Below are 15,814 nucleotides of genomic sequence, written 5' to 3'. Positions count from 1 at the left end.
TTTTGGTTTCTTTAGAAAAAACTATGAAAGATAAGAAATTTGGCAAATCAAATAAAATGCAAGTACAAAAATTGCCTACTGGCATAGAAGGCTTTGATGATGTTTGTAGGGGCGGATTACCTGTATCTAGAAGCACACTCGTTAGTGGTACATCAGGAACTGGTAAAACTGTTTTTTCTTTGCAATATCTACACCATGGAATTTGTAACTTTGATGAACCTGGTATCTTTGTCACATTTGAGGAGTCACCTTTAGATATCATTAGAAATGCTGCAAGTTTTGGTTGGGATTTACAAGAATTAATTGATCAAAATAAACTTTTTATCCTAGATGCTTCTCCTGACCCTGATGGTCAGGATGTTGCAGGTAACTTTGACTTATCTGGTTTGATTGAGAGAATTAGTTATGCAATTAGAAAATATAAGGCTAAAAGAGTTGCAATAGATTCTATAACTGCTGTCTTTCAACAATATGATGCCATTTATGTTGTTAGAAGAGAAATATTTAGATTGATAGCAAGATTAAAAGAAATAGGTGTGACAACAGTTATGACCACAGAAAGGGTTGATGATTACGGACCAATTGCAAGATATGGAGTAGAAGAATTTGTATCTGATAATGTTGTCTTATTAAGAAATGTTTTAGAGTCAGAAAAGAGAAGAAGAACTTTAGAAGTTTTGAAGTTAAGAGGAACTGTGCATATGAAAGGCGAATATCCATTCACTATGGGTAATGATGGTATAAGTGTCTTTGCTCTTGGTGCTATGAGACTTACGCAAAGATCTTCAAATATTAGGATTAGCTCTGGAGTTAAAGATCTTGATGATATGTGTGGTGGTGGATATTTTCAAGATTCTATTATCCTCGCAACAGGAGCTACTGGTACAGGTAAAACAATGCTTGTATCAAAATTTGTAGAAGATGCCTATAACAACAATGAAAGAGCAATACTTTTTGCATATGAAGAGTCTAGGGCTCAATTGCTTAGAAATGCTACTAGTTGGGGAATAGACTTTGAAAAAATGGAAAGTGATGGGTTATTAAAAATTATTTGTGCATATCCTGAATCAACTGGTTTGGAAGATCACTTGCAAATAATAAAAACGCAAATTAATCAATTTAAACCAAAGAGAATGGCAATAGATTCTCTCTCGGCATTAGCCCGAGGGGTAAGTTTGAATGCATTTAGACAGTTTGTAATTGCCGTCACTGGTTATACAAAACAAGAAGAGATAGCGGGCTTTTTTACTAATACTGCAGAAGAATTCATGGGAAGTCATTCTATTACTGATTCCCATATCTCAACAATTACAGATACTATATTGTTACTTCAATATGTCGAAATAAAAGGAGAGATGGCTAGAGCTTTAAATGTTTTTAAAATGCGTGGATCGTGGCATGATAAACGAATTAGAGAATTTATTATCACTAGCAGAGGTCCTGAAATAAAAGATTCTTTTTCTAACTTTGAACAGATATTCAGTGGTGCTCCCCATAGGGTTATTCCTGATCAGAATGTCCAAAATGTATTTAAAGGATTAGATACTAATTAGATAATTTCACTTACCTCAGATTTTGAAAAAGTATCTGAATTATTGATACTTTGGGTTAATAATTCATCTTTATCAGATTGTGCCAATGCCAAATCAAACCAGAAGGTTGTCCCAACTCCTAATTCACTAGCCATTCTTATTTCCCCACCATGTTTTTCAATTATTCCTCTCACAATAGATAACCCCAAACCTGTTCCTTGCTCTGTATGAACAGCATTTTCAACTCTATAAAAACGGTCAAAGATTTTCTCTTGATCCGCTTGAGATATTCCAGACCCTGTATCAGCAATCTCAATTCTTACTTTTGGCAATGGTGAAACTAACTCACATTGAGGCGCCTCATTATTTTTATTACTTGGAGGAAAAGCTGGACAGGAATCTGGCCAAGTATAAGCTCTTATCATCAGGTTGCTGTTTTTCGGACTGAATTTCAATCCATTACCCAGCAAATTATCAAAAACTTGTAAAAGAAGATCAAAATTTCCAAGAATTGAAGGAATAGTTTCCTCTATATCGTGTGCCAATGAAACATTTTTTTCAGTAGCGTTTAGTCTATAATTTCTGAGAGTCTGTTCTATTGCTGGTTTTATATCCATTTCCTCGAGTTGAATTATTTTACCAGATTCCAATCTGGATAAGTCTAATACATCATTTACAAGCCTTGTTAGCCTATCAGTCTCTGAATTGGCAATTCCCAGAAATTCTAGTTGTTCTTCATTAGATAGCTGATCTTTTAAATCATGTAAGGTCTCTACATAACTTTTGATATTAAAAAGTGGTGTCCTTAACTCATGTGAAACATTACTAATAAATCTATTTTGTGCTGCGTTTAATTCTACCTCTCTAGTTAGATCTTGAATTGTAACCGCAATACCTTTTAATTCTACTTTGTTTGTATCTAATACTGATTGCAGGACAATCCTTAAAGTTCTCGCTGGTTCTCCTAAGCTGAACCTTAGATCATCTTTCTCTTTTTCTCTGTTTAAAATGGATTCAATATTTGTATGTAAATCATTAGATAAAATTTCGGGTATTTCATTTAAAAAATATTTTCCCTCTAAGAATCTACCTTCCCAACGAAATAATCTTTTTGCTGTTGGATTAGTAAGTACAATCTTTCCTTGGGAATCCAACAATATTGCGCCATCAGCCATAGTGGCTATTAAAGATTGCTGCTTGATTTGAGCAGCTTTAAGTTCTTCTATGTTCGCCTCGTCATAATTTTCTAGTTGAGTAGCCATTCTGTTGAATCCATTCAAAAGTTCTCCTAGATCTCCTGTCATAGGTAAAGAAATTCTAGATTTGAAGTTCCCTTTTGAAATTTCCCTAACACCTCTCACCAACTCCCTTACAGGCCTAGTGATTGTAAGCGCATTGAATACTGCCCCTAATATTACTAAAACCCAAATAGAGATAAAAACTGCTATCGTCAATTCTCTTGTTAATGCGGCACTTGCTAACGCTTTCTTATTAGGTGTTACTCCCAAGGCTAAAGTTCCAAGATATTTACCTTTCCACAGCATCGGTACAAATACATCAGTTACTTGACCTTGAGGAGTAACGTGCTGCCTAACCAGAGGAAATTGAGGTCTTTTCTTTAATTCAGAGGGTAGTTTTAGCTTTCTAGTTAGCTGGAACTGACTATCTGGGCTTGTTGGAGTAGCGCTAATTGGTATCCCAAGTTGAACTATATCTTCAGCATCAGTAAAAAATATATAACGTAGGTTTCTGCTTGATCTCCAAAACTTTTCAGCTACATTAGAAATTTCTTTTTTTTGGTCATTAGCTACTAATTCTGTTACATTCCCCGATAACAATAAACCAAGATCTCGAGCATATCTTGTGTCATTCATTCCTGCATCTCTTTGAATACTATTTAATGCAAAAAATGTAATTCCTGTCATAAGGAGACTTACAACCAGAGTTGCTATTGCTAATAATTTCGTTCTTAAACTAAACCCACTCCACCATGAAAGAAGTCTATTAATCCAATAATAGTTATTAGTATCATTTTTATCGGGAATGTCATATTCTATGTTATTTCGATTATTGGCATTATCCATAAGCTTAATTCTCTGTTGAAAAGTTTTTTCTAACTTGATGACCTATATCATTTCTAAAATAGATACCATCAAAATCTATTTCTTTTAAATTTTTGTATGCTTTATCAAAAACCCGATCAAAATCTTTATCTTGACAGACAATACTCAGAACTCTCCCACCATCAGTAAGTAATTCCCCATTTTTGCTAAAACAGGTACCCGAGTCAAAAATCTGGCAATCAGTTGCATCAATCTTGCCTATTGATATGGGAAAACCAGTTTTATATTTGTTTGGATAACCTTTTGAGGTAGCAATAACACAACCACTTAACTTATCAGGAGTATCAATTTTTTCAGAACCAGTTAATTTTCCCATTGCGCATTTTTCTAAAAGAAATACAAAACTTTTATCCATCAAAGGCATTATTGTTTGGCATTCTGGATCTCCAAACCTGCAGTTGTATTCTATAACTTTTGCCCCTGATTTTGTGAGCATTAATCCAAAATAAATTACTCCTTTGTAATCGATATTTTTTTTATTTAATTCATTTATAGTTGGTTCAATTATTTCTTTAGTTATTTTATCTAGGTAATCATCTGTTAATAATGGGGCAGGAGAATAAGCTCCCATGCCTCCAGTATTAGGACCTTTATCTTTCTCTTTGAGACGTTTATGATCTTGTGCAGTTGGTAGTAATATAAATTTCTGTCCATCACATAGAGCAAAAACTGAAACTTCTGGCCCCTCAATTTTTTCTTCAAGAACTATAACATTTCCAGAATTGCCAAACTTACCATTGAAGATTGATTCTGCTGCTCTTAAACATTCATCTTTTGAATCAGGAATAAAAACGCCTTTACCTGAAGCTAAACCATCTGCTTTAACTACAAGCGGTATGGTTGATGATTGGATAATTTTTTTGGCTTCTTTTAGAGAATTAACTTTCCAAAAGTTTGAAGTTGGGATATTTGCGTCTTTCATGAATTCTTTAGCCCAAGATTTGCTTGATTCCAATTTTGCGCCATCTTTCCCGGGGCCAAATACTTTAAAGCCTTTTTTTCGAAGTAAATCTGCTAAACCATTTGCTAATGGTATTTCTGGTCCAATTACTATTAAATCTATTTTTAAAAAATTAAGCTTTTCTACTAAATCAGTTTGATTATTAATGTTGATTTTTATTCTTTCACATTTATTTATTCTTTCTGATCCAGCGTTACCAGGGATTAAATAAATTTTTTTGACTAATTCATTTTTTTGAATTGCCCAAGCTAAAGAATTTTCTCTTCCTCCATTTCCAATTATTAAAATATTTTCTAATATACTGAGGCTCTTAAAATTTTTTGAATTAATACTCATTAATTTGTTTCTTGAAGGCTATGAGGTTTAGATGAAAAATCAGTTAAAATGAAATAAACCTTTTTAATAAGTTGATCTCTAATAATTATGTTAATTAAAAATCCTACTTTTAGTAATCTCGTGAGGTCTTAAATTAATGAATGATAAACATGAATTGATTTATGAAGGTAAAGCAAAAAAAGTATTTTCTCATAATGATGCAGACAAAGTAGTAATCGAATTTAAAGATGATGCAACTGCTTTTAATGCTTTGAAAAAAGCTAAATTTGAAGGAAAGGGTAAACTTAATTGCCTAATAAGTGCAAGAATTTTTGAAATTCTTACGAAGAATAGTATCCCAACTCATTTTCTTGAACTTAAAAATGAATATACAATGATTGCAAAAAAAATAAAAATAATTCCATTAGAAATTGTTCTTAGAAATACAGCCTATGGTTCTTTGTGTAAACAAACTTCTATTAAATCTGGCACTGTCCTGGCAAAACCATTAATCGATATCTATTTTAAAGACGATGAACTTAATGATCCTTTAATTACAAAAGATAGGATTGCGTTAATGAATATAATAAGCTCTAAAGATTTAGAATTAATAATAGATCTAACTATAAAGATAAATGAAATCCTGAAAAAGTTTTTTAAAAATATTAAGCTTCAACTTGTAGATTTCAAGTTGGAGTTTGGTTATGATTTTCAAAATAACATATTACTTGGAGATGAAATAAGTCCTGATAATTGTAGATTGTGGGATCTCAATCAGAAAAGTGATACAATTGTAAGTCTGGATAAAGACAGATTTAGGAATGATTTAGGTGGGTTAATTGAGGCTTATAGTGAAATTAACCAAAGAATAAACAATTTTATTTAATTAACTTAAACAAGTTTTGCTTCATTTTCAATAATAAAAAAATACTATGCAAAAACATTTTTTAAAAATTAGTAAGTTTTTCACAAATATTGCTCTACCTCCCTTGATGGTGGTATCAAATAATTCAGAATTAGCTGCCAAGTATTTGCAAAATGACTTTGAGCAATCATTCACAAATTCAGAAATAAATACGTTTAACAATGTTTTATTTCATAGTTTTGATATTGAACAAGAGAAAGATGTCTTTGTTGCAGAAAAAAAGGAAAATATTAATCAAGAAAACGTTCTTATCTCAGAAATAATAATCAAGGGTTGGGAAAATAACCCTGAGGGTAGAAAACTTGAGTTGGCTGCATATGACTCTATGAGTATAAAACCAGGAAGTATTATTAATAATCAAATTTTAAATCAAGACCTTAATGCAATATATGCTAGTGGTTGGTTTTCAGGAGTTAATATAAAGTCTCAAGATGGACCATTAGGAGTGAGGCTAATTGTAAATGTAGTGCCTAATCCGATTCTGAAGAAAGTAGAAATCAAGCCAAAAAACTCCTTAATTTCTAATGAATACATAGATAGTATTTTTAAAAATTATTATGGTACAACTCTTAACCTAAATGAATTGCAAAATAAAATAAATACAATAAAAAAAAGTTATGAAAAAAAAGGGTACTCTTTAGTTAGAATTTCAGGCCCAGATAGAATCTCTGATGAAGGAATAGTATCTTTAAATGTTAGCGCGGGAATTATATCAGATATTGAGTTGAGATTCCCTGGTTCTGATGGAGAACCTATGATTGATGGAAAACCTAGAAAAGGAAAAACAAAAGATTGGGTTATTAAAAGAGAGCTAAGAACTCAACCTGGGACTATATTTAACAGAAAAGTTTTAGAAGCAGATATCAAAAGACTATATGCCACATCACTTTTTGATGATGTAAAGGTATCTCTGGGCCCTGATAATTCAAACCCTGGACAAGTCATAATTTTTTTAGACTTAAGTGAGCAAAGAACAGGATCATTAACAGGTGGTCTTGGTTATAGCAATAGTTCAGGGATATTTGCTTCAATTGGTCTGCAGGAAACAAATGCTCTTGGTAGGGCCTGGTCAACTAATCTAAATCTTAATTTTGGAGAATATTCCACAACTTATAATTTTTCTTTAACTGACCCATGGATTAAAGGCGATATTCATAAAACTTCTTTTAGAACAAATATATTTCTAAGTAGAGATTATCCACAAGAATTTAAAAGTGAGAAGAATGGGAAAATATATGCTGTAGATGATCAAACACCATCAAGCTCCGATACTTTTTCATCTATAGTTTTAGAAAAAACTGGAGGCGGATTTTCTTTCTCAAGGCCACTCAATGGTGGAGATCCCTTTAAAGTCGCTAAATGGCGAGTGTTAGCAGGAATGAATTTTAAGAAAGTAGAGATGATAGATGGTAGTGGTAATAAAAAACCTTATGGTGATATTACCCCAACTACAACCAAAGAAAATATAAGTGATATTATCTGTATTGGATTTACTCCAAATGATGGATCTTGCCCTGAAGAAAATACATTAGTAAGTGTTGTTGCTAGTACATCAAGAAATAATTTGAATAATTCTGTAAACCCAACTTCAGGAAATAAATTAGCTTTTGGGAGTGAACAGTTTTTTTCAATGGGTAAAAATTCCCCTACTTTTAATAGATTATTAGCTTCCTATTCATTTTTTGTCCCTACAAAATTGATAAATTTAACTAAAGCATGCAGGACTAATAACTATGACAGCCAAGATTGTCCTCAAGCAATCGGTTTTCAATTTAAGGCTGGAACTATTATCGGAGAATTGCCTCCTTATGAAGCATTTTGCATGGGAGGAACATCATCTGTCAGAGGTTGGGGATCATGTGATTTAGCTGTAAGTAAAAGTTTTGTGGAGGGAACTGTAGAATATAGATTCCCTGTTTGGCGAATGATATCAGGAGCTTTATTTGCTGATGCAGGTAGTGATTTAGATTCTCAAGAGGATGTACCAGGAAAACCTGGTAAATTGTTGCAGAAATCAGGTTCTGGCTATTCATTGGGTGGAGGAATTGGAGTAAAAACGCCAATTGGGCCATTAAGATTAGATGTCGCAAGTAAGGACCTTAGTGGGGATTGGAGATATACACTAGGAGTTGGATGGAAGTTTTAAGTGTTTTCTTGGCCAACTAATTATGATTCCTGCTATACCTTGGCTGGCGTGATCTCCAAGGAAGGTATAGGTCTTCATAGTGGAGAAAAAACAAGAGTTAGGATTTCTTCATACGAAAAAGAAGGATATTATGTTTCTTTTAAAGATAAACCAAATGAAATTTTTAAGCTGACTCAAGATTTAATTGGAAGTACGATGCTTTGTACAGCTGTTAAATTAGGAGGCAGAAATTTATATACCATTGAACATTTATTATCTGCAATGGCAGGGTGCGGGCTAAGTTATATACATATTGAGGTTGATGGAAAAGAGATTCCACTTTTAGATGGATCGGCAATCCAGTGGGTTAGAGATTTTGAAGAAGTAGGGATAAAAAAGGCAGCTAGACCAGATAATTTCTTTAGAGAGATAAATAAATCAATAATTTTAAATAAAGAAGACTCAGTTATAGCAGCCACTCCTTCTGAAAAAACTACAATTATATCCACTATAAGCTTTGCCTATAAAGCAATTGGGAATCAAACTTATGTGATTGATTTAAATCCAAAAAGTTTTGTTGAAATGATTGCTCCTGCACGAACATTTGGTTTTAAAGATCAATTTCAAGAGTTAAATGAACTTGGATTAATAAAAGGCGGAAGTTTGGAAAATGCCCTTGTTTGTGACGGGGATAAATGGGTTAATCCACCATTAAGATTTGATAATGAACCAATAAGACATAAAATTTTAGACCTAATTGGGGACTTGGCTTTGGTAGGGTTACCTAAGGCTCAAATCATAGTTTATAAAGGATCACATTCTTTAAATGCTTTATTGGCCTCATCCCTAAAAAATTAACTTTATCTTTAATTGTTTTGGAAAAGAAATTATCCAGTGAAAATAATCAACTTTCCTCTGAGCACATACTAGGTTTGTTACCTCACAGATATCCTTTTGCTCTTGTGGACAAAGTAATAGAGCATATCCCTGGGGAAAGAGCTGTTGCAGTAAAAAATGTAACTATTAATGAGCCTCAATTTCAGGGACATTTTCCGGAAAGACCCTTGATGCCTGGGGTTCTTATTGTTGAATCAATGGCTCAAGTTGGTGGAATTATTGTAACGCAAATGCCCGATCTCCCTAAAGGACTTTTCGTCTTTGCTGGAATCAATAATGTTAAATTCAGAAAACCAGTTGTGCCTGGAGATCAACTGATAATTTCTTGTGAGTTATTATCTATTAAAAGACAAAGATTTGGTAAGGTTAAAGGTGAGGCGCATGTTGATGGGAAGTTAGTTTGTGCTGGAGAATTAATGTTTTCATTAGTTGATTAGGGATATGGATAATAAAAATACTGAATTAGGAGCAAGCTTTAGTGGTGTAAAAGTGCACCCAAATGCTTTTGTTGATCCCAGTGCCGAATTACATGATGGGGTTACTATTTCTCAAGGAGCTATTGTCGGTCCTAATGTGACAATCGGGAAAGGAACCGTAATAGGACCGAATGCTGTTATTTCAGGAAAAACTCAAATTGGTATAAATAATAAAGTTTTCCCGAGTGTTTTTATAGGTCTTGATCCACAGGACCTTAAATATAAAGGGGCCCCTACTGAAGTAATTATTGGAGATAATAATACTTTCAGAGAATGTGTAACTATAAATAAAGCAACTGATGAAGGAGAAAAAACTATTATTGGCAATAATAATTTGTTGATGGCTTACACTCACATCGGCCATAATTGTGAACTTGGTAATAGGATAGTTTTATCAAATAGTGTTCAAGTTGCAGGCCATGTAAAGATTGAAGATAAAGCTATTATTGGTGGTTGTTTAGGTATTCATCAGTTTGTACATATTGGATATTTAGCAATGATTGGAGGGATGACTAGAGTAGATAGAGATGTACCTCCTTTTTGTTTGGCCGAAGGGCATCCAGGAAGATTGAGAGGTTTAAATAGAATTGGAATTAAGAGAAGTGGTTTAATAGAAAATAAAGATTTTGACTTAAAATTACTTCAAAGTACTTGGAATATACTTTTTAAATCTAATGATGCGATTTCAAATTCATTAGAAAAAGTAATGAAAGGAGAATTAGATATTTCATCTTCAAGATTATGTAGTTTTTTAAAAGAGTCAATATCTAAAGAAAGACGAGGACCAATGCCTGTAGTGAATGTATGAAAAAAAAGATATTTATAAGTACTGGAGAAGTCTCTGGAGATTTGCACGGAAGCTTGTTATCAAAAGCATTATTAGATGAAGCTAAAAAAAAATCTATAGATTTAGAAATTTGCGGTTTAGGCGGGGAAAGGATGAAGAAAGAAGGTGTAAAAATTCTTCAAGATACTACATCAATTAGTGCAATTGGAATTTGGGAGGCTTTACCTCTTATTATTCCAACAATAATAATTCAAAAAAGGTTCTATAAATTACTAAAAAGATATCCTCCTGATTGCTTAATTTTGATTGACTATATGGGACCCAATATAAAAATTGGTACAAAATTAAAAAAATCGAAGACTAAAATTCCAATTTTTTACTATATTGCTCCTCAAGAGTGGGCTTGGAGAGTTGGTAATAATACTACAACGAATCTAATTAAATTTTCAGATAAGATTTTTGCAATTTTCAAGAAAGAAGCAGCATTTTATAAAAAGAGGGGCGGAAATGTTTTTTGGGTTGGACACCCGATGATTGATTTAACAAAAAAACTTCCTCTAAAGAAGGATGCCAGAAATATTTTGAACCTTCGCCCAGATCAAAACATTATACTTTTAATGCCTGCATCAAGACCTCAAGAATTGCGATATATATTACCTACTTTTATGAGAGCGGCTAAAAAATTACAACAAAAATATCCAAGTTTGGTTGTCTTCATTCCTTCCTGTCGGGATGCTTTTGATGAAATATTCAAAAAAGCCTTTAGAAAATATCAAGTTAAAGGACTTGTGATTTCTCAAAAAGATAGTGCAAAATTAAAGCCTTATATTTATTCCCTCACTAAAATTGCGCTTTGTAAATCTGGGACAGTTAATATGGAATTAGCTTTATATGGAATCCCACAGATTGTTGGTTATAGAGTAAGTAGGGTAACTGCTTTTATTGCAAAAAAAATTCTCAATTTCAAAGTTAAATTTATTTCCCCTGTAAATTTGTTAGTTAATAAGTTAATCATCCCTGAATTTGTACAAAGAGACTTTGTCGAAAAGAAAATCTTTTATAAATCTTGTAGAATTCTTGAAGGGAAGTCAGAAAATATAAAAATTAAAAAAGGTTATGCTTTTCTAAAAAAAGAATTAGGAGAAAAGGGCGTAGTCCAGAGAGCTGCTAAAGAGATTATTAATTCTATTATTTGAACTTTATAATAAAAAAATGAAATATTTCTTACCTTTATTAATTGCTCTTTTAATAATTATTAACCCTGTGAATGCTTTTGCAGAGGAATTGATTCTTGCAGGGGGTTGTTTTTGGTGTTTAGAACATGATTTAGAGTCATTAAAGGGGATAAATTTTGTACAAAGTGGCTATTCAGGCGGAGATTTACAAAATCCTACATACGAAAATCATGAAGGACATCAGGAAGTGGTTTTGGTTAATTATGATTCCAAATTGGTAACTTTACCCGAGATACTTAGGCTCTATTTCAGAAATATTGATCCTCTGGATGGTAAGGGTCAATTTTGTGATCGTGGAGATTCTTATAGGCCAGTGATTTTTTTTAAAGATGCCACCGAGGAAAGTGATGCCATAAATGCAATTGTTTCGGCCTCTAATGAATTGCGTATGCCATTAGAAAAAATATCTGTAGAACTAAAATCAAAAGGTCAATTTTGGTTAGCTGAAGAATATCATCAGGATTTCGCTGAGAGAAATGAATTAAAATATAAGTTCTATAGATTCTCATGTGGGAGAGATCAGAGGTTGGATAAATTATGGGGCGATAATGCTAGATCAACAAATCTTTGGAATGAATAATTGAAATATAGTTATTTATTTTTAATCCATTGAACAAGAGTTTTAACTCCAAATCCTGTTGCACCTGATGGATTAATCCCCTTATTCTTGTCAGTCCAACAAGTCCCAGCAATATCAATATGAGCCCATTTAATCTCTTTATCAAAGAATTCTTCTAAAAATAAAGCAGCAGTTATTGAGCCACCTGCTCTTGGACCTGTATTTTTCATGTCAGCTATATGAGACTTCAAACCTTCTTTATAAGATTTTTGTAAAGGCATTTGCCATAATTCTTCTCCAGATTGGGCTGATGCAGCTTTTAGCTCATTTGCTAGATTATCATTATTACTCCAAAATCCAGCTACATCATTCCCTAATGCAACAACAATAGCTCCTGTTAAAGTGGCGAGATCTATTATTGAATCCGGTTTTAAATTTGATGCGTAAGTTAAAGCATCAGCTAATGTGAGTCTACCCTCTGCATCTGTGTTATTTATTTCAATTGTCTTACCATTAGATGCTTTAACTACATCTCCAGGATGTACTGCAGATCCATTTATCATGTTTTCGCAAGATGCCACAATAAAATGAATTTCTAATCCCTTTGGTTTTATTGCACCAAGTGCTTTTGCTGCTCCTAAAACTGCAGCGCTTCCGCCCATATCATATTTCATCATTTCAATTTGAGATGCTCCTACTTTCAGATTGTATCCTCCAGAATCAAAGGTTAAACCCTTCCCAACTAGAGCAATCTTTTCTTTTATAGGCCCCTCTGACTTTAAAGTAAGATGTATAAATTTAGGATCTAGATCAGAACCTTTTGCTACAGCTAAATATGCACCCATTCCTAAATCTTCACAATCTTTTGCCTCTAAAATTTTCACTTCCAAACCATGATCTTTTGCTATTAGAGAAGCTTGTATAGACATTTCCTGAGGCGTTAGGCTATTTGGAGGGGCTGCTACAAGTCTTCTAGCTAGCTCTACACCTTCACATATTTGTGCCGTCTCTTCAAAGCTAATATTCTCAAATTTTTTTAAATTCAAAAACTCTATTTCTTTAAGAACTTTTTTTTCATCTTTTTTCTTATTGAATCTATTATCCTTATAGGCAGATAATCTAACTGACTCTGCTATTTGATTAATTTCTATTTGTGAATTTATAAATTCCCAAGGTAGCAAGATGCTGATTTTTTCATTTTTATCAACAGTTTTCCTAACTAGATTTCCTATAGAGTTTTCTACATCACTTTTATTAAGGTCTTTTGATTTGCCAAGACCAACTATGATTAAAGTTTCTAATTTTTGATCTAAAAATTCTAAGCTTAAAGTTTTTCCTTTTTCTCCTTTGAATTTTTTTTGAGTAACTTTTTTTAGTAATAATTTTGGGTCAATAACAAATTTTATGTTTTCAAGTTGGCTTGCAATTTCTTCTTCTAAAACTCCAAAAATTAATGAAGCACCTTGCCAGTTATCTAGATTTTTTTGGAATGTGGAAAATTGCATTTGTTAAATTGATTTAATTAATTTTTAGTTGTTTGTGAAAGTAGTTGCCCACCTATCTCGAGTTTCTTTATTAAAAGGTGGTAACCATAAATATATCAGTTGCTGTTCTAATTTACGTCTTAATTTAACTTCTTTAGGGACATCTAAGAAGAAACGAATATCTTGGTGACTTGAGAGTTTGTTATGAGTTAGTGCTTCTTTATAGTTCATGAGGTAATTTTTACAGTCATGTTCTCCCTTCCATCTTTTATTTGCTGAATTTGTTTCTCCTATATAAAGGATTATTTTAGAATTCTCCATCGAGTCAATTACAAAATACATTGCTGGACCATTGTGTATATATTGATTGGTTCTCCAAAAGTTCAATGATAATGGCTGCAAGGAAAAAGGATCAATTTTTCTTTCATTGGAAATTGTATTTATAGGAAGACTTGTTTGGTGCAAAGTTTTATTGTGAATATCTTTTAAAATTTTGAATTGGTGATTGTATATTCTATTTCTCCATTCAGTTAGGATTTTGCCTTTGATTTTTAGATTATTTGCGTGTTGAAAATTAATTGATGTATTTACATTTGAACCAAATAATTCAAATTGTCTATTTTTGTTTGAAATATTATTTACGTTAAATTTTTCCAATATGTATGAAACATGTCTACTAAATTTAATTCTGAAAAAATATAAATCAAAGAATTATTTATAAACTAAAATTTATTAATGTTCTAATCAATTTAAAAGATTCTTGTTATCTTGTAATTGAGCCTTAATCTTGCGAAGTAAAAAATAGAAATGGGATTTTTTGAGTCAGACATCGTTCAAGAAGAAGCCAAAAAGCTTTTTACAGATTACCAGGAACTTATGAAACTCGGTTCTGATTATGGAAAATTTGACAGAGAAGGGAAAAAAATGTTTATAAAAAAAATGGAATCACTTATGGATCGTTATAAGGTTTTTATGAAGAGATTTGAATTGTCTGAGGATTTTCAAGCAAAAATGACAGTAGAACAATTAAAGACACAATTAAGTCAATTTGGGATTACTCCTGATCAAATGTTCGATCAAATGAATAAAACCTTAATAAGAATGAAGGATGAACTCGATAAAACTTCTTAAATTTAACTGTTAAAGCTTCATGTCAGATAATTTAATATTGCCATCATGGTTGTCAAGAGGAATAGAAGAATATTTTCCAATTAAGGGAACAGATCAAACCTTTTCGGAGATAATTGATCATGCAAAAAAAAATAATAAAAAATTAAGGATTAAACTCGGGATCGATCCAACTGGAACAGATATTCATCTTGGGCACAGCATATTGTTTAAAAAACTTAGGGCATTCCAAGATAATGGACATATTGCAGTTCTAATTATTGGGGATTTTACTGCTCAAATTGGAGACCCAACCGGAAAAAACAAAACAAGAGTTCAATTATCGGAAAAACAAGTTAAGGAAAATGCAAAAACATACTTAACCCAATTAGGGATGGGAAAGCCAGCTAATGAATCTATTTTAGATTTTGATTCAAAAGATAGAATAGAAATTAGATATAACAGTGAATGGTTAAAAGAATTAAACCTTAATTCGATAATTGAATTAATGGGGAGTGCAACAGTTAGTCAAATGCTAGCTAAGGAGGAATTTAATAAAAGGTACACTTCGCAAGTTCCAATTGCTTTGCATGAATTCTTATATCCATTATTACAAGGTTACGATTCGGTAATTGTTCAATCGGATATTGAGCTTGGAGGTACAGATCAGAAATTTAATATTGCAATAGGAAGAGATCTTCAAAGGCATTTTAAACAAGACCCTCAATTTGGTGTTCTCTTGCCAATTTTGACAGGTCTAGATGGAATTAAGAAGATGAGTAAATCTGAATTTAACACCGTCGGGTTAACTGAAGATCCTCTTTCAATGTATTCAAAATTAGAAAAAGTACCTGATAATATAATACCTACCTATTTTGAATTACTTACTGAATTAGATTTGAGTTTTCTTGAAAACTCAAATCCTCGTGAATCACAGAGAAGAATGGCTTTAGAAGTTACTTCTTTATTCCATGGGGCTGAAGAAGCATTAAAGGCGCAATCAAACTGTGAAAAATTATTCCTTGGACACAAAGAAAAAGTTGGAGAAATTCCTGAGATTTCCTTAAAAGACGTAGTTTTTCCAGTAAAGTTTTTTTACTTGTTAAGTGCTCTAAAACTTTTCAAATCTAGCAGCGAATCCAAAAGATCTATTAAAGGTGGGGGTGTAAAAATTGATAGTAAGAAAGTAATAAATCCTGATTTAGTTTTTAATTCAAAAAATGATTTGGAAGGTAAAATTTTGCAAATTGGGAAAAAAATAATTAAGAGGTTTGAAAACTGAAAATTG

The 15,814-nt window shown here is 32.3% G+C and carries 14 protein-coding genes; 10 read left to right on the top strand and 4 right to left on the bottom strand.

Annotation, left to right across the window (positions count from 1 at the left end; translation table 11 throughout):
• Positions 1 to 23: 23 nt before the first annotated feature.
• Positions 24 to 1,553, top strand: coding sequence for a circadian clock protein KaiC (gene kaiC / locus HA145_RS07600; protein ID WP_209128584.1), 1,530 nt, complete (start codon positions 24 to 26; stop codon positions 1,551 to 1,553).
• Here the strand turns inward: kaiC and HA145_RS07595 are convergent.
• Together HA145_RS07595 and purD are read right to left on the bottom strand one after the other, a co-directional pair.
• Positions 1,550 to 3,616, bottom strand: a complete 2,067-nt coding sequence (locus tag HA145_RS07595; protein WP_209128583.1) for a HAMP domain-containing sensor histidine kinase — start codon at positions 3,614 to 3,616, stop codon at positions 1,550 to 1,552. The genes kaiC and HA145_RS07595 overlap by 4 nt on opposite strands.
• Positions 3,617 to 3,620: 4 nt before the next feature.
• The gene (gene purD, locus HA145_RS07590) at positions 3,621 to 4,952 is read right to left on the bottom strand and encodes a phosphoribosylamine--glycine ligase (protein WP_209128582.1); all 1,332 of its coding nucleotides are present in this window, start codon (positions 4,950 to 4,952) and stop codon (positions 3,621 to 3,623) included.
• A 136-nt stretch (positions 4,953 to 5,088) separates the two neighbouring features.
• Between purD and purC the strand changes: the two genes are divergently transcribed.
• The 7 genes from purC to msrA are packed head-to-tail and all read left to right on the top strand — an operon-like array spanning position 5,089 to position 11,956.
• Entirely contained in the window at positions 5,089 to 5,817 is a 729-nt protein-coding gene (gene purC, locus HA145_RS07585) for a phosphoribosylaminoimidazolesuccinocarboxamide synthase (protein ID WP_209128581.1), read from the top strand.
• 46 nt (positions 5,818 to 5,863) lie between these two features.
• The gene (locus HA145_RS07580) at positions 5,864 to 8,002 is read left to right on the top strand and encodes a BamA/TamA family outer membrane protein (RefSeq protein ID WP_209128580.1); all 2,139 of its coding nucleotides are present in this window, start codon (positions 5,864 to 5,866) and stop codon (positions 8,000 to 8,002) included.
• On the top strand, positions 8,003 to 8,839 hold the full coding sequence (lpxC, locus tag HA145_RS07575) for a UDP-3-O-acyl-N-acetylglucosamine deacetylase (protein WP_209128579.1): 837 nt from the start codon (positions 8,003 to 8,005) through the stop codon (positions 8,837 to 8,839). It abuts the gene before it with no gap.
• Positions 8,840 to 8,856: 17 nt separating this feature from the next.
• A complete protein-coding gene (gene fabZ, locus HA145_RS07570; RefSeq protein WP_025923447.1) occupies positions 8,857 to 9,315 on the top strand; it encodes a 3-hydroxyacyl-ACP dehydratase FabZ in 459 nt (152 codons plus the stop codon).
• 4 nt (positions 9,316 to 9,319) lie between these two features.
• Positions 9,320 to 10,162, top strand: a complete 843-nt coding sequence (lpxA, locus tag HA145_RS07565) for an acyl-ACP--UDP-N-acetylglucosamine O-acyltransferase (RefSeq protein WP_209128578.1) — start codon at positions 9,320 to 9,322, stop codon at positions 10,160 to 10,162.
• Positions 10,159 to 11,337, top strand: coding sequence for a lipid-A-disaccharide synthase (gene lpxB, locus HA145_RS07560; protein ID WP_209128577.1), 1,179 nt, complete (start codon positions 10,159 to 10,161; stop codon positions 11,335 to 11,337). Before lpxA ends, lpxB begins: the two co-directional genes overlap by 4 nt.
• A gap of 16 nt (positions 11,338 to 11,353) precedes the next feature.
• Positions 11,354 to 11,956 (top strand): peptide-methionine (S)-S-oxide reductase MsrA, encoded by a 603-nt coding sequence (msrA, locus tag HA145_RS07555; RefSeq protein WP_209128576.1) that lies wholly within the window; start codon positions 11,354 to 11,356, stop codon positions 11,954 to 11,956.
• Between the two features lie 11 nt (positions 11,957 to 11,967).
• Here the strand turns inward: msrA and HA145_RS07550 are convergent, their stop codons facing one another.
• The gene (locus HA145_RS07550) at positions 11,968 to 13,440 is read right to left on the bottom strand and encodes a leucyl aminopeptidase (RefSeq protein WP_209128575.1); all 1,473 of its coding nucleotides are present in this window, start codon (positions 13,438 to 13,440) and stop codon (positions 11,968 to 11,970) included.
• Positions 13,441 to 13,464: 24 nt separating this feature from the next.
• Positions 13,465 to 14,076, bottom strand: a complete 612-nt coding sequence (locus HA145_RS07545; RefSeq protein WP_209128574.1) for a hypothetical protein — start codon at positions 14,074 to 14,076, stop codon at positions 13,465 to 13,467.
• A gap of 150 nt (positions 14,077 to 14,226) precedes the next feature.
• Here HA145_RS07545 and HA145_RS07540 point away from each other — a divergent pair, with 150 nt between their 5' ends.
• Together HA145_RS07540 and tyrS are read left to right on the top strand one after the other, a co-directional pair.
• Positions 14,227 to 14,550 carry a DUF1825 family protein gene (locus HA145_RS07540; protein ID WP_002807348.1) on the top strand — a complete coding sequence of 108 codons (324 nt, stop codon included), beginning with the start codon at positions 14,227 to 14,229 and terminating at the stop codon, positions 14,548 to 14,550.
• Positions 14,551 to 14,569: 19 nt separating this feature from the next.
• Positions 14,570 to 15,808 carry a tyrosine--tRNA ligase gene (gene tyrS, locus HA145_RS07535; protein WP_209128573.1) on the top strand — a complete coding sequence of 413 codons (1,239 nt, stop codon included), beginning with the start codon at positions 14,570 to 14,572 and terminating at the stop codon, positions 15,806 to 15,808.
• Positions 15,809 to 15,814 lie beyond the last annotated feature (6 nt).

Origin of the sequence: Prochlorococcus marinus XMU1411, from assembly GCF_017696075.1 — a bacterium.
Taxonomy (GTDB): Bacteria; Cyanobacteriota; Cyanobacteriia; order PCC-6307; family Cyanobiaceae; genus Prochlorococcus_A; species Prochlorococcus_A marinus_V.
Note: the sequence above shows the minus strand (reverse complement) of the source record. Positions and strands in the feature narration are given on the sequence as shown.